Source organism: Halorussus halophilus (genome assembly GCF_008831545.1).
Classification (GTDB): Archaea; Halobacteriota; Halobacteria; order Halobacteriales; family Haladaptataceae; genus Halorussus; species Halorussus halophilus.
This window is the reverse complement of sequence record NZ_CP044523.1, coordinates 2,812,531-2,829,239: the sequence shown is the minus strand read 5'-3', so window position 1 is coordinate 2,829,239 and position 16,709 is coordinate 2,812,531. Positions and strand designations below refer to the sequence as shown.

Sequence of the window (16,709 nt, the reverse complement as noted above, 5' to 3'; positions counted from 1 at the left end):
GTGCGTGCAGAATCGCTTACTTCGCGCGACCCTGACCGCCGTTGTTGCTCGGGCGGTTGTGCTCGGTGCCCTTGCCCTTCTTGTAGAGGCCGCGGTTGTCCTTGCCAGCGCCGGTCAGACCGCGGAACGCGCGGCCCTGGTGGTCGTCGTTGCAGATCCAGTTGAGGTCGTCGTCGTTCTGGATGGCACCGTGTTCGGGGTCGATGAGGATGACCTCGAACCACTTCTGACTGCCGTCCTCGCCGACCCAGTAGGAGTTGAGGACGCGCAGGTTGCGGTACTTGCGACTGGCGCGCTCTTCGCCGATGCGCTCCAGGTTCTTGCGTCGGTAGATGCGACTGACACCTTGGCGCTTCGAACGGCGGCCAGCCTTGAACCGCTCCTTGCGAGCGGAGCCTTTACGAACGCTAACGCGAGCGACGACGACACCCTGCTTCGCCTTGTAGCCCAGTTCGCGGGCCTTGTCGAGGCGGGTCGGTCGGTCGATTCGCTCGATAGCGCCCTGCTTGCGCCACTCCTGCTTTCGCTGCCACTGGAGTTCGGCGAGGTCGCCGTCACTTGGGTCTTTCCACGCTTCCTTGATGTGGGAGTAGAAACTTTTTGCCATGGTTTCTCACCACGGGCGTTGTGTGGTTCAACTCGTGCGAGATTCGTAGAATCTCACACGAGTCACATCCCGTCCTGTGTGCGAGCGACCGATTCGGCCACGACAGCACGAGTCGGTCGCGCTCGTGTCCACAGGTGCCCGCTGGTGCCCGTGTCGTCCAGCGAGTTGTCGTTACTTTTCGGCGTCGGCGTTTAAGGGCTTCGTCTTCAGCATAGCGTGTGACGCCGAAGCATGGCGGTGTCGGGACACGAAGGACCCTTCCTTGCACAGGAAAGCCTCCCTTACACACGAAAGCCGCTACACCGTTCCGTCCCGACCGTTCCAGTCGGAAAAGCAGATAGTCTAGAAGTATACGCTATTTACTCGCCGAGTAACTAAACGCGTACAACGGTTACTGGGAGGCATGACGCACAGCACTGTCTGCCGTCGATGTATCACCGCCAGACCGTCGCAGTGCGACGGAGGTCGATAGCATGGCTATTCTCGAACTCGCAGTCGCGTTCTTCGTCATCGCGGTCATCGCGGGTATCTTCGGCATGCGGGGCGTCGCCGGACTCACGATGGAGATAGCGAAGTTGTTAGTACTCGTCTTCCTCATACTGGCGGTCGTCTCACTGCTACTGTGAGACCACGCGGACGAGTTCCGCTCGTCCGCCGAACTCCACCGGCCTCACTCGTCCGCCGCGAACTCGCGGACAGTCTCGAACGACCCGTCAGCGAGGGCCGCGGTCACTGCCGACGAATCGATTTCTTTCGGTACTAGTTGCGGGTACTTTCGCTGGAAGTAGCCGACGATGTTGTTCACGTCGCGTTCGAGCAACTCTTGGCTGTTGTCGTGGTCGGTCGGCACGGCTTGGGGCCAGTCGAAGATGGTGATGCCCTCGTTGTTGACGAAGACGTTGTACTCGCTCATGTCCGCGTGGACGAATCCTTCTTCGTAGGCGGTGCCCATCTCCGAGAGGACGAGGTTCAAGATTGGCACGACCTGCTCGTCCTCCAATCTGGTGCGAGACAGTTCCACGCCGTCTATCTTCTCCATGATGATAGCGTGGCGGTTCTGGTCGATTGGACGCGGCACGCGCACGTCCGGGTAGAGGGTTTCGAGTGCTTCGTACTCTCGCTCGGCGGCCTTCCGGGCGGTGTAGAGCCACGAGACGTGTTCGCGGTCGGACGTGTAGTCCCGCTCTTTCATGACCTCGCGGAAGTTCGTGTAGCCTTCGCGGTGGTACTTCAGCGCGTGGGGCTTGTACGACTGGACCTCGTACACGTCGCTCTCCTTGCCGACGCCGAGCGGCGCGCCGAACCCTTCGATAGTCTCGCGCTCGGCGAAGGTGTGGAGCGCGAGCGCGTCGTACCCCTCGAACTTCAACTGGTAGCCCTCGTACTGAATCGTCTTCCGTTCGAGCAAATCGCGGTCGAGACAGCGGTCGAGGCGGTACTCTACCTCCTCGGGGGTCAGTCGAGAGAACTCCGGAATCTTCTCGCGGGCGACCCACTCCGAGAAGCGCATCCCCTGCTCGACCCCAGAGAGCAGGTGGAAGTCCTCCGGCTCCAACTCGGCCAGCAGGCCCGCGACGTTCTGAACCATCGGCAGAGAGTAGACGCTCGGTGGGTAAAAGTTCCGCGCGTCGGGCCGACACCATCGCGATACACTCTCTGGGAGGGTACAGCACTCGATTCGCGAGACGAAGCAGAGACCGTCAGGGACGCGTCTCGGTCGCTTCGCCAGCGTCGGCTGACCGATGCCACCGTCTCGTCCTCGCGGATTCCACCGAGTTTCTCGTCGAGGCCTGCTGCTTCGAGTAGACGACAGACCTGGGCGTTTGCCCCTGCGACCCAGCGGTCGGTTCCGTCGGATTCGAGGTCGTCGTATACGTCTTCGAGCATCTCTGCGGCGGCGAGGTCCACGATGGGCGACGAGACGAGGTCGAATACGACCAGTTCGACCGGTGTCTCGTGCTTCTCGATTCGTTCGAGTAAGTCCTCGCGTATCGTCGTCGTGTTCGCGTAGAACAGTCCGCCATCGACGCGAGCAAATAGGTTACTCCGTCTCCGCACCTATCGCCCGAACTGTCCACTGAACTGCGCAGAGTCTCGCGTCTTCGCGTCCAACTCGTTCTGTACCGGTGGCCGGGACGCTCCCGCCTCCACGTCTAACTCTTCGTCCAGTACGTACAGCGTGAAGCGATACTCGTGAGGCGAGTCGCCCTTCGGTGGGCAGGGTCCGCGATAGCCGACTTCGCCGAAGTCGTTTTCGCCCTGCTTCGCGTCGCCGAGGTTCCGAACCTGCTCCGTCTGGCGAACGCCTTCGCCGATTTCGACGGTCTCTGCAGGCAGGTTCCAGAGCAACCAGTGGGTGAACGTTCCGCTCGGTGCGTCCGGGTCGTCTACCACGACTGCGAGCGCCGCGGCGTCGTCCGACACGTCGCCGATGGTCAACTCTGGCGACACGTCCTCGCCTTCGCAGGTGAACTTCTCGGGAATCGATTCGCCGTGGGTGAACGCCGAGGTACGAAACGAAACCATGTGCCGTCAGCAGTTGCTCGTGAGCAGTCGAGTTAGTGATGACGGCCGGTAGTGGTGACGGTCAGCGACCGTGACCTGCAAGGCCCTCACAGAGAAGTGGTAAGGAGATTTTCGACGAGGCCCAGTATCTGGTCGCGCTCGGTCACTGGCTTCTGGAGGTAGGAGTCGTAGCCGAGTTCCCGGATGGTGTCGTCGGGAGCCTCCGCGGAGATGATGGCGACGCGGCAGTCGATGCCGCGCTCGTGCATCTCCGTGAGGACGTCTTCGCCGGACTGTTCGGGCATCCGGCGGTCGAGGAGCATCACGTCGATGGTGCCGTCGAGTTGCGCTATCGCCTCGGAACCACTGTAGGCGGTTCGAACGTCGTACTGACTGGTGAGCCACTTCGCGTACGCGTCGGTTATCGCTGGCTCGTCGTCGACGACGAGGACGGTCCCAGACTCCTCGGTGGAGTCCGACGGCTCCGCGTATGCCTCGGGCTTCTCCGGGTCTACTGTCGATTTCGACTGGGAGTGACGGGCATCTGGAGGCGTTCCGTCGCTATCGTCTACCATTTCTTTGTCCATCGGCGATTCCTGCTCCGTAAGTAGGGCAGTTGATTGTAATCGAAACAGCGATTCCGACCTTGACCGTCGCCCACACGGTGCCGTCGAATACGCCACGGTTGGGTATTCGTGGGGAGAGTTTCACTCGACTGAGTTGTGCCCCAGTCGGGGATGACTATCGGCCGAGTGCGGCACGGAGTTTCCTGTTACAACGTTTCTGTCTCACCCCTAATAATTGTTTTCTCTTTCGTAGTAACAGACTAGACAATCATAGTATATAATTTTCGAATATTCGAGACGTACCATCGAAACACACTGTTCGTCACGGCGAGATGACGCGTCGATTCTCTCACCACAAATATGCGTTCTGGCCGCTGTGGCTGGTTTCAGGAGCAGACTTATACGTCTCAGTTGGCTAGACTCCTTCGCCAATTAACCGCCATTCCCCGCCAGAGGAGGTTTCAGATGACCGATAATACGCACAAAGAACACGCCATCACTTCGCTGCAGGAACTAGGCCTCAGCGGGTACGAGGCGAAATGTTTCGTCGGACTCACACGGCTCTCCAGTGGGACCGCCAAAGAGATAAGCGAAATCACCGACGTTCCCCGTTCACGGGTGTACGATTCGGTGGAAAAGCTACAGCGTCGTGGACTGGCAGATGTCCAGAATTCCACGCCGCGGAAGTACCGTAGCGTCCCCGTAGAGACTGCCGTCCGTGCCTTCCGCAACGAGTTCGACTCGAACGTCGAAACCGCGAGTCGGTGTCTTCGACAGGTCCAGTCGCCGTCGCCGAACGACGACGGCGACCTCTGGACGATTTCCGGCCGAGAGAACGTGACCGACCGCGGGTCGGAACTCATCTCGGAGGCCGACACCGACCTGTATCTCGGCCTCTCGGACTCGGTAGCCGATGCCGGACTCGAATGGGTACGGGCCGCCACAGACAGGAACCTCGACCTCACGGTCAGCGTTTCGTCCCAGTCGCTCGAACAGCGCGTCGAACAGTTCGTTCCCCGAACCGACGTGACCGACCGGACGAACAAACCGGGACCGAGCATGGTCCACGATGCTTCGGTCGGCCGCGTCCTCTTGGCTGACGGGACGAACGCCGTGGTGAGTTCCGTGGAAGGCGTCTCGACGAGCGTCGAGCGCGAGAGCGCGGTTCTCGCCAGAGACGGGAGCGTCGGAACCGGTATCGTCGCAATGCTCCGGGAGGTGCAAGGACTTACGCACGCCGAACCACCCGCGACTGCGAAAGGGGCACAGACCACTGGACCGGACGGCTCTGGAACCGGCGACTAGTTTTCGGGCGCGCTCCGCAATTCACTTGCCACCCCCACGCCAATCCCGAGTATGGCGCTGGCTGACCGCGAGTGGCGACTCGTCCGCGAGGAGTCGTGGGACGGCCCGGTGAACATGGCGTTGGACGAAATCGCCGCCGCGACGGCGGCCGAGGGTGGCCCGCGAACGGTCCGAGTGTATCAGTGGGACCCCTCGACGCTCTCGCTCGGCTACCGACAGGACCCCGAGACGGTCGATTGGGAGTTCTGCGAACGGGAGGGGATCACGGTCACTCGTCGCCCTACTGGCGGCGGTGGCATCTACCACGACCGCTACGCCGACATCTCCTACACCATCGTCGCACCCGCCGAGGAACTGCCGGGCGACCTGATGGAGACGTACGAGATGCTCTGTGAACCCATCTTCGACGCCTTCGAGAAGTTGGGCATCGACGCGCGGTTCACCGACGAGGAGATGCCAGCGATTCATCAACCGGCGTGTTACCTGCGGAAGTTGCACCCCGCACACGACATCGTGGCTGGGAATGATGGCAGAAAGATTAGCGGCAACGCCCAGTACCGCCGCAAGGACGCCATCATCCAGCACGGGTCGCTGAAGTTCGACCTGAACACCGAGCGTCACCTCGGGGTCTTCTCGGACCCGGACACGTCTCCCGAGGAGTTCCGCGAGCGCGTGACGACGGTCTCTGAACAATCCGACGCGACCCGCGAGCAAGCGGTCGAAGCACTCGAAGACGCACTCGCGGACTGGGCCGACGCCGACGAGGGGTCGTGGACCGATCTGGAACTAACCGACGCCCGCGACCACGCCGACCGGAAGTTCGGAAGCGATGCGTGGACGCGAGACCGGGACGACCCGACGGCGTGACACTCGCTTTTACAACCCGAACGTCTCCGACTCGTTCCCGCCGAACTCCTCGACGATGACCTCGTGAATCTCCGAAATCGGCGGTTGGTCACGCGTCGGGTCCACTGGATGTTCACCGACCCACTTGTAGCGGACGACGCCGTCGGTGTCCAGCAAGAAGCAGGACCGACGTGAGCGGGGTGCTACCTTGAACGCGCGATAGTACACGTCGAACGCCTTCGTGAGCGTCAGGTCCGTGTCGGCGTACAGCGGAAAGTTCAGGTCGAGGAAGTCGAGGAACCACCGGTGCGTGGGCACGCCCGACTTGCTGACGCCGACGACCTGCACGTCGTCGGTGCTGTTGAACCAGTCGTAGTCGCGGAACGAACACCACTCAGAGAGGCAGTCGGGCGTGAAGTCGTTCGTGTAGAACGAGAGCAACACTGGACTGTCGGCCCAGAGCGACGACAGCGACGTCTCGGCCGTCTCGCCGCCCGGCCGAACGAGCGTCTCGCTCAGGTCTGGAACAGTCTCTCCGACCGCTAACCCGTTAGAACTCCCAATCGACCGAAGGATGTGAACGAATCGACTTAAAAACTAACTCTCGACGCTCCGAATTCGTAGCGCGACTACGCTCCGCTCAGGCCGAACAGCAGTTCGGTCCCAACTCTAACTCCGTCGCTTCCGCCACGTCTGTTAGAAAACGATCCAATACTAATTGGCCAGCAGTCCTCAGACGAGCAGTTGGATGTCCGCGTCGGCCATGTGTTCGAGCGCTGTGGCCGCGCCGACGCCGACTTCGACGCCGTCGTAGAACTTCGACTCGTCGTAGTCCATCAACTCGATGGTCATCTGGCAGGCTTGCAGTTCGACGCCCATCTCGATGGAGGTGTCGATGAGTTCCGCTATCGTCGGCGTCCCCTGTTCGTCTATCTTCTTCTCCATCATCTTCGTCGCCATGGAGTCCATGAACGGGAGGGTCGCCACGGCGTTCGGCATCGGCATGCTCGGGTTGCCGACCGCGCTGAGTTTGAGGTCCTTGGACTTCTCCTCGTGGAGGATGTCGAGGCCCCAGAAGGTGTGGAACACGACTACGTCCCAACCGAAGGCGGCCGCGGTGCTGGCCAGAATCAACGGCGGGTACGCCATGTCGAGGGTTCCCTTCGTGGCGATGATGGTCATCTTCTTCTGGTCGTCGCTGGTGTCGGTTTTCACCGCTGCCAACTCTTCCTCCAACTCGTCGATGCGACTCTGTAGGGCCGCCAACTCCTCACCCTCGCCGTCGGGGGCGTCGGTCGTCGGTTGTGTGTCGGTGCTCATGGATTACTCCGTCTTGCGGACGTAGTGCTTGTAGACCGACTCGCCGCCCTCCTCGCCTTCTGCTTGTTCGAGGAGTTCGACACCGTCGGTCGTGTTCGCCCACCCTTTCACGTCGCTCATGCTACCAGAGTCGGTCGATAGGACTTCGAGGACTTCGCCCTCGGAGAGGCCATCGGCCGTCTGCTTGGTCTTCACGACGGGCATTGGGCAGGACAGTCCTTTCACGTCAAGTGTCTCGGTGACTTCGAATTCCGTGCTCATAGTGTAAATCACCCATGTGCTATCTTGGGCTCACCCCACAATACTAGTCCCGGGTACAAAAACTCGTCGAATTGTGGAAACCGCGCTCGACTGTTGGGCCTCGGTCATAGCTGTGTGCGCGGAAAGAATAACTAATAAGTTCTCTATGCCGCTTTTCTGGCAATCCGACTCTCCTCTTCTGCCCTCCACTCCTCAACAGTATTGCGTAGTAATCGAAATACTATGCAAAGGCTTATGTGCGGCCGTCCGGTACCGTTTGGTGAAGACATGAGTGAAGAAGCATTCCCGACTCCCGACGTGGAAGTGGGCTCTATCGAACCGGAGACGCTGAAAGAACAGATCGACAGCGGTGAATCGGTCACCATCCTGGACGTGCGCGCTGAATCCGAGTTCGACGAGTGGCACCTCGACGGTGACTCGGTCGAAATCGTCAACGTCCCGTACTTCGACCTCCTCGACGGCGTGGACGAATCGGACTTGGAGCGAATCCCCGAAGGCGACCCGCTCGTAGTCGTCTGCGCGAAAGGTGGTTCGAGCGAGTACATCGCCGGGCAACTCATCGAAGCAGGCCGAGATGCGGTCAACCTCGCCGAGGGCATGAACGGATGGGCGACCATCTACGAGTACAAAGAGGTCGAGACAGACGGCGACGCCCTCGTCGCGCAGTACCAGCGCCCTTCCAGCGGTTGCCTGGGATACCTCGTGGTCTCCGACGACGAGGCAGCAGTCATCGACCCACTCCGGGCGTTCACGAACGTCTACAAACAGGACGCGAAGGCACTCGGTGCCGACCTGCAGTACGCCATCGACACGCACATTCACGCCGACCACATCTCGGGCGTGCGTGACTTGGTCGAGGACGGCGTCGAAGGCGTCATTCCGTCCGCTTCGGTTGACCGTGGTGTCACCTACGCTGACGACGTGACGCAGGCCGAAGACGGTGACGTCTTCGAAGTGGGCGAAACCACCATCGAGACGGTGTACACGCCCGGTCACACCTCCGGGATGACCTCCTATCTCGTCGATGGCGAACTCCTCGCTACCGGCGACGGCCTGTTCATCGAGAGTGTCGCCCGCCCGGACCTCGAAGAGGGCGACGACGGCGCACCAGACGCGGCGAAACAACTGTACGAGTCGCTCCAGGAGCGCGTCCTCACGCTCGACGACGACGTACTCGTCGGCGGTGCGCACTTCAGCGACTCGGCCGAACCTGCCGCAGACGGGACCTACACCGCGACCATCGGCGAACTGACGGAGACGATGGACGCGCTCTCGATGGAGGAAGACGAGTTCGTGGAGTTGGTACTTTCGGACATGCCGCCCCGTCCCGCCAACTACGAGGACATCATCGCGACGAACCTCGGACAGCAATCGGTCGATGACGAGGAAGCCTTCGAACTCGAACTCGGCCCGAACAACTGCGCAGCCAGCCAAGACGCACTCACGAGCGACTAAGCCGAAGGATAGTCGTTCACCCACCATAATCAATGAGTATGGAACTACTACCAGCACTGACGTACGCCGAGCTGTTCCCCAACGGCGTGATGCGGTACGCCATCGGGGGACTACTCATCGGTCTCGGTGCCGCCGTCATCTACCTCGGCACGGGCATCATCGCAGGAGCGAGTACGTTCCTCGAATCGACGTGGTCGTACGCTTCCGATCTGCCCCGATTCAACCGACGCAAGTACCTCGATTCCCGCGACTGGCGTGTCGTGTTCACGCTCGGAATCGTCCTCGGTGCAGCGGTCTACGCAGTCGTCTTCCAGGGCGGCACGTGGACCACCGAGGTGCAGTGGTGGCGACTGCTCGGCGGGGGCATCCTCGTCGGCATCGGCACTCGGGTCGGTAAAGGCTGTACGTCAGGCCACGGCGTCTGTGGTGTCGGGTCGGTCTCCGAGACCTCGCTCGTCAACGTCGCAACGTTCATGGCCGTCGCCATCGGGACCGCACAACTCGTTCAGGCTCTGGGGGTGACGCCATGAGTTCGGACCAACAGCGACACCCGGCGTTCATGCCGCTGATATTACTCGGCGGACTGATATTCGGGTTCGGACTGGGGTACAGCCACATGGCGCGCCCGGAAGTCGTCTTGAACTTCCTGCAGTTCGACGACCTCGGACTGCTGTTCGTGATGGGTGGGGCCGCGGTCACCACCGGTATCACGTTCTTCGTGGCGACCAACCTCCTCGACCGGGCACCCTTGACCGGCCGACAGTACACGCGCCGACTCAAGTCGTTCGACCAGAACGTCCTCGTCGGCGGTGCCATCTTCGGCGTCGGTTGGGGCGTCTCCGGAATCTGTCCCGGTGCCGCGTACGCCAGCCTCGGGGTCGGCAACTTCCCCATTCTGTGGGCTATCTCCGGGATGTTCATCGGAGCGTACCTACAGGGCTTCTGGCGGGCGCGCTCCGCCGACACCGACTCCACGGCCGCCGTCAGCGACTGAACCGACTTTCGACCACTCGTTCTCTCGTCAACTCGCCTCGAAGAGCGACGGCACTACCGACACGCTCTCGGAAGCCCGTCGAACGCTACGTCGGCGTCTTGTACACACAAAACAATTTCATATCTCTCACCGAGCTTCGCTACCCGCCCAAGTCACGACTATCGACTCCATCTCCGTTCTCGAATGAACGGACTTCGTCTCTCGTAGCTATCTATAACTTATGTCTAACCATGTATGTGGTACTCAAATATGGTATTGTGCAGTATTCCCAAAACCGTTAAGTGGGGTAGTCGGCTACTAGCAATCGCACAGAAATCCATGAAGCGCACAAGACTACTCGACGTATCCAACCATGTTCGGAATTGAAACCCTCTCGGGCCCCACCGGGGCCGCCGCGTTGATCGGCATCGTGCTGGTCGAGGCGATTCTGCTGTACGTCGGCTACGGCGTGCTGGAGCGACTGTTCGGCCCGACCATCACGGACGTACTCCGAGGTGACTAACGATGGAGATATTCGGAGTTGCGGCCTCCCTACTGGGGATGTTCGCCGGATTCGGTTTACTCATCGGTCTCCTGTTCGGCTTCTTCGGAATGGGTGGCTCGTTCCTCGTTACGCCCGCGCTGCTCGTGATGGGGTACGAACCGGACGTCGCAGTCGCGTCCGGCCTCGCGTTCGTGTTCGGGACCTCGGTTATCGCGACGCTCAAACACCGTGACCTCGGCCAAGTAGACTACAAACTCGGCGTGCTGATGATCGCCGGTACCACCGCAGGCATCGAGGTGGGGAAACTCGGTCTGCACTGGCTTCAGGACATCGGGTTAGCTGATACGGTCGTCAGCGTCGCCTACGTCGCCCTCCTCGGTGGCATCGGCGTGTTCATCACGTACCGTGCCATCAGCGGTGACGGTGGTGGCGGCGTCAGTCACGACGCAGATGGGGACGACGAAATCGACCCAGACGACATCCCCGAGATAGCCAAGACGATTCAGTCGTACCGGATTCCGCCGATGATGACTCTTCGGGGCGGCGTGCAGGTCTCGCTGTGGATGATTCTCGTCGTCGCGTTCGCTACGGGGCTCCTTTCGGGGCTACTGGGCGTCGGCGGCGGTTTCATTCGAATGCCCGCCCTGTTCTACCTCATCGGCGTTCCCGTGCCGGTCGCGGTCGGGACCGACCTGTTCGAGATCGTCTTCTCGGGCGGTATCGGTAGCTTCCTGTACGCGATGGACGGTGCAGTGGATCTGGCCATCGTCGTTCCGCTGCTCGCAGGGAGCGCGCTCGGTGCGCGACTCGGCGCGGCAGCGACCAGCCTCGTGGACGAGGACGACATCAAGGTGTACTTCGGCGTGATGCTCCTGCTGGGTGCTATCGCCGTCGCCGTGCGCAAAATCGGCGGCATCTTGGAGATGCCGGTTCTCGATACGGTGAGTCTGGCCATCATCCTCGGTGCTGCGACGCTCGTCAGTGGCGCAGTCGTGGTCAACTCCATCCGGGAACTCCGCACGGAGACTCCCGCAATGGCCCAGACCTCGGACTGATAGCACGAGCGACACCGGTCGTCCGGCGATGCTGTTTCTCGACGTGGTTCTCTCTTCGTCGAGCGTCTTCGCCAGTCTCTCAGTTGACGGGGGGTAAACTCCGTCGTGCTGGTCGGTTCGAAGGCGTCGTTGGACGAGATAGCAGTGTTGTACACACTATGCAAAACCTTTTACGTGCCTACTACCTAGGCTGGGATAGATAAAATGGCAGATTCGATGTCCGAGTACCTCCAGAAAGACATGGAGTGTGAGGGGTTGCTCGAATGCATCCACGGCCTGAAAGAACTCGACCGTGAGTGTTTCCAAGCGCTAGTCACCAGCGAGGAACCGCTCACCATCGACGAAGTGGCCGACCGCGTCGAGCGCGAGCGCTCGACGGCGTACCGTTCCATCCAGCGACTCCTGCAGTCTGGATTCGTCCAGAAGGAGCAGGTCAACTACGAGCAGGGTGGCTACTACCACGTCTACCGGCCGACGGACCCGGACGAAGTCGCCGACGACATGCAGCGGATGCTCAACGACTGGTACGCCAAGATGGGTCAGTTGCTCCAAGAGTTCCGCCAGAAGTACGACGAACAGCCCGCGATGGCCGAGAACTAAGGGTCGGCTGCTTTTTGCCGACGAGATGACGGTCGCGTAGCTACTGCTGGCGTATCCACCCGGGCGCGCACTGGTCGCGGCCTTGCGGTTTGAGGTCGCGACCAGTTCCGTGTGAGGGATGAGGACCACAGCTCAGAAGACGCGTCGCGTCTTCTGGAATCGAGGACCGCAGTCGGGTGGGGAGGCGTGTGGCCGTCGCGGTGCGGTGGCGGTGCGGTCTCTCCGTTGCACCGGGAGTAGCTAGCCGCAAGTCTCCGCTGACGGTTGCTCTCGTTGATGCTCGCCCTGTGTCACTAACTAATCGCAAGTCAGCAACGCGAACTTTCGAGACGCCAGCGAATCCTCTCACTACGCCACCAACACCCTAGCCCCGACACGTCACCGTTTTCAGCACACCTCCCTAACTCCAACCCAATGGAACGAGCGCGGGCCGTCGAACGAGCGACTGAAATCCTACAGACCGTCGAAGAAGAGACGATGCCCGTCCCCGTCCGCGAGGTGTGGGTGTACGGCGACGTGGCGCTCGGACTCGACCCGGTCGAGCGACTGAACGTCTACGTGACGAAGGACATCCTCCTGCGCGGTGACGCCGACGCCGCCGCGGAGTTCGAGCAGACTCACGGCGTGAAGGGCGTCGGCAAGACCGTCCGTGCAGAGTGGGCCGAGCAGTTCCCCGAGTACATTCGTGCGAACGACAACGGCCACGCCGCGCCGGAGAAGTGTCTGGCCGCCCACTTGCTGGAAGACGACGAACCGGTGCATCTCGAAGTCTGCAACTCCGGATTCGAGGACAACGTCACCCAGCGACTGAAGGGGGCAATCGCTCGGGAGAACTACGAGCAGATTCTGGACCCCCGCGGCGTCTGTCTCTGGGCCGACGGCCAGCGCTCGGACGAGGCGCTCCGCAAGCTACGCGAGAGCGAACTGGCCTTCCCGACGCTCCCCGACGCGCTGGAGATGCTCGGCATGGACGCCGAGCAGACGACCGAGGCCGCCGAAACCGTCGAATCCTACCGTAAACGGCAGGAGGGCGCGACGGTTCGGGGCGACGTAGTATGATTCGAACAGGCTGGAACAGGTAGCGATTCGTTTCGCGCGAGGGTTCCCAACACACCCGCCTCGACCACTCGCGCGCTGGTTTTCAGGTCACGACCGAGATTGGCCGCGCGCTGGTATTTGAACCTTCGCAGGGCGCTCGCTCACTGGTAAAAACTGGAAAAAACCCGGTGCGTTCCCGACGGTTGCCACCGAGTTCACTGGTGCGACGCTATCCCTCGAATCCGTCTTCGAATCGGAACGTGCCGTCGCGCTGGACGATTTCGTCGTCAACTTCGATGTAGGAGTCCTCCGCCATGTCCACTATCATGTCCATGTGGACCGCGCTCTCGTTGTACGTCTGGCCGTCCGGAACCGTCTCCCGAATTGCACTACCGACTGCGAGGTGGACGGTGTCGCCCATCTTCTCGTCGAACAGCATGTTGTAGGTGAACCGGTCGATGTCGCGGTTCATGCCGATGCCGAGTTCGCCGAGACGGCGCGCGCCGTCGTCGGTGTTCAACACTGCGGCCAGCACGTCTTCGTTCTTCTCGGCGTCGTGCTCGACTACGTCGCCGTCTTCGAACCGAAGCCACGCGTCTTCGATTTCTCGGCCTTGACGGACGAGTGGCTTATCGAACAGCACCTCGCCCTCGACGGAGTCCGGAACCGGCGCGGTGAACACCTCGCCGCCGGGCAGGTTCTTCTCGCCGTAGTCGTTGGCCGTCTTCATCCCGGCGACACTCATTGTCAGGTCGGTAGTCTCGCCCGAGACGATGCGGACTTCGTCTGCGGGGTCCAGAATCTCGACCATCTGGGACTGGTGTTCCCGCTGGGCGTCCCAGTCTTTGTTGACAGCGCCGTAGACGAACTCCTCGTAGGCTTCGGTGCTCATCTCTGCCTTCTGCGCTTCGCCCGACGCGGGGAACTGGGTACCGACCCAGCGTTTGTTCGTGCGCTCGTCCACTATCGGTCGCTGGGATTCGGCGTAGGCGGTGTGCTTCGCTGGCGGGACGTCGCTCATCTCGGCGGTGTTTCGGTCGCCTTTGATGATGATGACGACGTCCGTCTCCTCCATCATCGCGAGGGTGTGTTCGTTGAGTTCGAAGTCGTCGGTGTCGCCCGCCTGAACGAACGCCCGTGTCGCACGAGTACTCGATAACGTCACGGAAGCATTCGCGCCGATTTCCCCTAGCTTTTCGGCGACTGCGACGGCGAGGTCCTCGGCGGCGGGCGGTGCGCGGACGAGGACGTTGTCGCCCGCCTCGACCTGCGTCGAGTGGTCGGTCAGAATCTCGGCGTGGTCGCGGATACGTGGGTCCATATCTTCCAGGATAGTCGCTCGCCTGATAGCTTTTTTCGAGTCGCTCGGTTGCGCCGAGTTGACGACCTCGACAAGTCATGCCGACTCGACAGAACCGACAGTCACGTAGAACGGCACGACCTCGACTCGCTTGTACTCCGCTTCACTCATCTGCTCGATGGTCTCCCGACCCATCTCGCGCCAGTCGCTCCGCAGGTCGTCGTAGCCTTCGACGTCGAGGTCACCGGCCAAGAGCGTTTCGCGGTCGCTCGCCAGTCCCTCGCCGCTGGCCTTCCGCTTGGCCGCCTGTACGTCTGCGTCTCCGTAGGGCGGTTCGATAGTTCGGGTGTGGTAGTGCGTGCGCGTCGAGACGTTCGAGAGCCCCGCTTGCTCGAACACCTCGCGGGTCCCCTCTCCACCGAGTGTCACGTCTGTCGGGACGCCCTCCAGATACGCCTCCCGTGCGCGGGCCGCCAGTGCTCCCTCGCTATCGACCGTCGATTCGACCGACACCGCCGAGTTGTCGGGTTCGACCGCCGCAACGAGGTCCGCGGACACGCGGCGGAACTCCTTGACTGCCGCGACCGGGTCCGGCAGGTTGATGAGCAGTGCTTGACAGACCACGAGGTCGAAGCTGTCGTCGGAGAAGGGGAGGCGGGTCGCGTCTCCAGCGACCACCGGAACGACCTGCTGTGCCACGCTCAGTAGTTCTCCGTCGGCGTCGGTGCCCACGACTTCGCCGGGCGTCTCCTCGGCCAGTACCCCCGAGAGTTCGCCGGTGCCACAGCCGACGTCCAGCACGCGCTCGCGCGAGTCGAGTTCGAGGTCGGCGAGCGCGGCCCGGTCGTCCCACATCCCGCGGCGGGTGTTCCGGAGGTAGTCGGCGGAGAACTGGCGCACGTGAATCGTCTCGTTGTTTCGAACGGGGACGAGAAAAGCGGGGCGGTCTGGGTCCGTCGGCCGAAACACGGCAATCGAGCGGGGGAACCGACAGTGCTACACTCTACAGCGAGAAGGTTCATCTGTGTCGTCACCACGAGCAGACTTTCTCTCGGGCGTCCGCGTCGCCGCGCCGATTCTGCTGGGGGTCGTCCCGTTCGGGATGGTCGCGGGCGTCGCCGCGGTCGGCGTCGGTATCCCTGCGGTGCAGGCGCTCGCCATGTCGGTCATCATCTTCGCCGGGGCGTCCCAACTCGCGGCCATCGAACTCGTCGGTCGGAGCGCGCCAGTCGTCGTGGTCGTCTTGACCGTCTTCGTCGTCAACCTCCGGATGGTCATGTACAGCGCGTCTATCGCGCCGTACTTCGAGTCAGAGTCGCCGCGCTGGAAGGCCGCGCTCTCGTACTTCCTGACCGACCAGGCGTACGCCGTCTCGTTGCTGGAGTTCGAGAACGACCCCGAGACCAGTCGCCGCTGGTACTACCTCGGCGTGGGAATCCCGCTCTGGGTGACGTGGCAGGCCGCGACGATTGCTGGAATCGTCCTCGGAGCGCAACTACCCGCTGGCTGGCACCTCGAATTCGCGGTGCCGCTGGTCTTTCTGGCGGTCCTCGTCCCGGCCGTCACCGACCGTTCGACGGGGGCCGCGGCAGTCGTCGGCGGGACCGCTGCCGTCGTCGCGCACGGACTCCCGTACAACCTCGGACTCGTCACCGCCGCAGTCGTCGGTATCGCGGCCGGCTTGGTGGTCGAGGAAGTCGCAGGGGAGAAAGCGACGGACGAGACGAACGAAACGAACGAGACGACGAACGACGCGGAGGGCGGTCACTGATGGCCGAGACGACCTTCGACGCCACGACGCTGTGGCTGCTCATCGTCGCCGCTGGCGTCGGGACGTACCTGATTCGCCTGTCGTTCATCGCGCTGTTCGGCCTGCTCGACGAGGTCCCCGAGCGAGTCGAGCGGGCGCTCCGTTTCGTCCCCGCGGCGGTCCTCTCGGCGCTCGTCGTTCCGGACATCGTCTTCGCCGACAGTACGCTGGCGCTCTCGCTGGGCAATACGAAACTGTTCGCTGGCACGCTCGCGGCGCTCGTCGCGTGGCGAACGGAGAACATTTTAGCGACGCTTGTCGCAGGGATGGGCGCGCTCTGGTTGTTAGAATTCTTCTTCTAATCGCGGAGCGTCGTCACGACTGCGGCGAGGATGGCTATTACCGCCATGGCAGTCGTCCACGAGTTTCCGCCCGAGCCGAACCGAATGTCGAACACCGTGTAGGCGACGACTCCAGCGACGAAGCAGACCACGGCGAGGAGGGTCAACAGTGTTGAACGTGAGCGCATACGAGAGACTTTGCGCTGACGTGACAAAAGCTCCGTGGGAGCAACGCGCCAGAAGGTCGGTCGCCGAGAAAGTATATCAGTCGCCTCGCAGTAT

23 protein-coding genes are annotated in these 16,709 nt (G+C 61.9%); 12 read left to right on the top strand and 11 right to left on the bottom strand.

The annotated features are described in order from the left end of the window. Positions 1 to 16: 16 nt before the first annotated feature. A complete protein-coding gene (locus tag F7R90_RS14015) occupies positions 17 to 607 on the bottom strand; it encodes a 50S ribosomal protein L15e (protein WP_158058028.1) in 591 nt (196 codons plus the stop codon). A 479-nt stretch (positions 608 to 1,086) separates the two neighbouring features. Here F7R90_RS14015 and F7R90_RS14010 point away from each other — a divergent pair, with 479 nt between their 5' ends. Next, on the top strand, positions 1,087 to 1,233 hold the full coding sequence (locus F7R90_RS14010; protein ID WP_158058944.1) for a DUF1328 domain-containing protein: 147 nt from the start codon (positions 1,087 to 1,089) through the stop codon (positions 1,231 to 1,233). A 44-nt stretch (positions 1,234 to 1,277) separates the two neighbouring features. Here F7R90_RS14010 and F7R90_RS14005 read toward each other — a convergent pair whose 3' ends face one another. From F7R90_RS14005 to F7R90_RS13990, 4 genes are all read right to left on the bottom strand, one after another. Beyond that, positions 1,278 to 2,162, bottom strand: coding sequence for a serine/threonine-protein kinase RIO2 (locus F7R90_RS14005; RefSeq protein ID WP_225741325.1), 885 nt, complete (start codon positions 2,160 to 2,162; stop codon positions 1,278 to 1,280). Further along, positions 2,063 to 2,665 carry a sodium-independent anion transporter gene (locus F7R90_RS22550; protein WP_225741183.1) on the bottom strand — a complete coding sequence of 201 codons (603 nt, stop codon included), beginning with the start codon at positions 2,663 to 2,665 and terminating at the stop codon, positions 2,063 to 2,065. Before F7R90_RS22550 ends, F7R90_RS14005 begins: the two co-directional genes overlap by 100 nt. Next, positions 2,666 to 3,133, bottom strand: coding sequence for a YbhB/YbcL family Raf kinase inhibitor-like protein (locus tag F7R90_RS13995; protein ID WP_158058026.1), 468 nt, complete (start codon positions 3,131 to 3,133; stop codon positions 2,666 to 2,668). An 86-nt stretch (positions 3,134 to 3,219) separates the two neighbouring features. Continuing rightward, positions 3,220 to 3,699, bottom strand: a complete 480-nt coding sequence (locus tag F7R90_RS13990) for a response regulator (RefSeq protein WP_225741182.1) — start codon at positions 3,697 to 3,699, stop codon at positions 3,220 to 3,222. Between the two features lie 444 nt (positions 3,700 to 4,143). Here F7R90_RS13990 and F7R90_RS13985 point away from each other — a divergent pair, with 444 nt between their 5' ends. Further along, entirely contained in the window at positions 4,144 to 4,983 is an 840-nt protein-coding gene (locus F7R90_RS13985) for a TrmB family transcriptional regulator (protein ID WP_192498322.1), read from the top strand. Between the two features lie 51 nt (positions 4,984 to 5,034). Beyond that, entirely contained in the window at positions 5,035 to 5,850 is an 816-nt protein-coding gene (locus tag F7R90_RS13980; protein ID WP_158058024.1) for a lipoate--protein ligase family protein, read from the top strand. 9 nt (positions 5,851 to 5,859) lie between these two features. Here F7R90_RS13980 and F7R90_RS13975 read toward each other — a convergent pair whose 3' ends face one another. The 3 genes from F7R90_RS13975 to F7R90_RS13965 form a co-directional block, all read right to left on the bottom strand. Next, on the bottom strand, positions 5,860 to 6,393 hold the full coding sequence (locus tag F7R90_RS13975; RefSeq protein ID WP_158058023.1) for a redoxin domain-containing protein: 534 nt from the start codon (positions 6,391 to 6,393) through the stop codon (positions 5,860 to 5,862). A gap of 168 nt (positions 6,394 to 6,561) precedes the next feature. Continuing rightward, positions 6,562 to 7,149, bottom strand: coding sequence for a DsrE/DsrF/DrsH-like family protein (locus F7R90_RS13970; RefSeq protein WP_158058022.1), 588 nt, complete (start codon positions 7,147 to 7,149; stop codon positions 6,562 to 6,564). 3 nt (positions 7,150 to 7,152) lie between these two features. After that, positions 7,153 to 7,410, bottom strand: a complete 258-nt coding sequence (locus tag F7R90_RS13965) for a sulfurtransferase TusA family protein (RefSeq protein WP_158058021.1) — start codon at positions 7,408 to 7,410, stop codon at positions 7,153 to 7,155. 267 nt (positions 7,411 to 7,677) lie between these two features. Between F7R90_RS13965 and F7R90_RS13960 the strand changes: the two genes are divergently transcribed. The 7 genes from F7R90_RS13960 (at position 7,678) to F7R90_RS13935 (ending at position 13,057) form a co-directional block, all read left to right on the top strand. Further along, on the top strand, positions 7,678 to 8,865 hold the full coding sequence (locus tag F7R90_RS13960; RefSeq protein ID WP_158058020.1) for an MBL fold metallo-hydrolase: 1,188 nt from the start codon (positions 7,678 to 7,680) through the stop codon (positions 8,863 to 8,865). 32 nt (positions 8,866 to 8,897) lie between these two features. Next, positions 8,898 to 9,395: a YeeE/YedE family protein gene (locus F7R90_RS13955; RefSeq protein ID WP_158058019.1), complete on the top strand. Its 498-nt coding sequence runs from the start codon at positions 8,898 to 8,900 to the stop codon at positions 9,393 to 9,395. Beyond that, the gene (locus F7R90_RS13950; protein ID WP_158058018.1) at positions 9,392 to 9,859 is read left to right on the top strand and encodes a YeeE/YedE family protein; all 468 of its coding nucleotides are present in this window, start codon (positions 9,392 to 9,394) and stop codon (positions 9,857 to 9,859) included. The genes F7R90_RS13955 and F7R90_RS13950 overlap by 4 nt, the downstream gene beginning before the upstream one ends. Positions 9,860 to 10,211: 352 nt before the next feature. Continuing rightward, the gene (locus tag F7R90_RS22265) at positions 10,212 to 10,361 is read left to right on the top strand and encodes a DUF7512 family protein (RefSeq protein WP_192498321.1); all 150 of its coding nucleotides are present in this window, start codon (positions 10,212 to 10,214) and stop codon (positions 10,359 to 10,361) included. A 2-nt stretch (positions 10,362 to 10,363) separates the two neighbouring features. Continuing rightward, complete coding sequence (locus F7R90_RS13945; protein ID WP_158058017.1) at positions 10,364 to 11,398, top strand: sulfite exporter TauE/SafE family protein; 1,035 nt, start codon at positions 10,364 to 10,366, stop codon at positions 11,396 to 11,398. Between the two features lie 204 nt (positions 11,399 to 11,602). After that, positions 11,603 to 11,998: a helix-turn-helix domain-containing protein gene (locus F7R90_RS13940; RefSeq protein ID WP_158058016.1), complete on the top strand. Its 396-nt coding sequence runs from the start codon at positions 11,603 to 11,605 to the stop codon at positions 11,996 to 11,998. Positions 11,999 to 12,412: 414 nt separating this feature from the next. Further along, positions 12,413 to 13,057, top strand: a complete 645-nt coding sequence (locus F7R90_RS13935; RefSeq protein ID WP_158058015.1) for a DUF7095 family protein — start codon at positions 12,413 to 12,415, stop codon at positions 13,055 to 13,057. Between the two features lie 208 nt (positions 13,058 to 13,265). Here the strand turns inward: F7R90_RS13935 and F7R90_RS13930 are convergent, their stop codons facing one another. Continuing rightward, entirely contained in the window at positions 13,266 to 14,357 is a 1,092-nt protein-coding gene (locus F7R90_RS13930; RefSeq protein ID WP_158058014.1) for an aminopeptidase, read from the bottom strand. Between the two features lie 75 nt (positions 14,358 to 14,432). After that, on the bottom strand, positions 14,433 to 15,236 hold the full coding sequence (locus F7R90_RS13925; RefSeq protein ID WP_158058942.1) for a class I SAM-dependent methyltransferase: 804 nt from the start codon (positions 15,234 to 15,236) through the stop codon (positions 14,433 to 14,435). Between the two features lie 124 nt (positions 15,237 to 15,360). Here F7R90_RS13925 and F7R90_RS13920 point away from each other — a divergent pair, with 124 nt between their 5' ends. Next, the gene (locus F7R90_RS13920) at positions 15,361 to 16,107 is read left to right on the top strand and encodes an AzlC family ABC transporter permease (RefSeq protein ID WP_225741181.1); all 747 of its coding nucleotides are present in this window, start codon (positions 15,361 to 15,363) and stop codon (positions 16,105 to 16,107) included. Next, positions 16,107 to 16,448 carry an AzlD domain-containing protein gene (locus F7R90_RS13915; RefSeq protein ID WP_158058013.1) on the top strand — a complete coding sequence of 114 codons (342 nt, stop codon included), beginning with the start codon at positions 16,107 to 16,109 and terminating at the stop codon, positions 16,446 to 16,448. The genes F7R90_RS13920 and F7R90_RS13915 overlap by 1 nt, the downstream gene beginning before the upstream one ends. Here the strand turns inward: F7R90_RS13915 and F7R90_RS22260 are convergent. After that, entirely contained in the window at positions 16,445 to 16,615 is a 171-nt protein-coding gene (locus F7R90_RS22260) for a hypothetical protein (RefSeq protein ID WP_192498320.1), read from the bottom strand. The two genes, F7R90_RS13915 and F7R90_RS22260, sit on opposite strands and share 4 nt — an antisense overlap. Positions 16,616 to 16,709 lie beyond the last annotated feature (94 nt).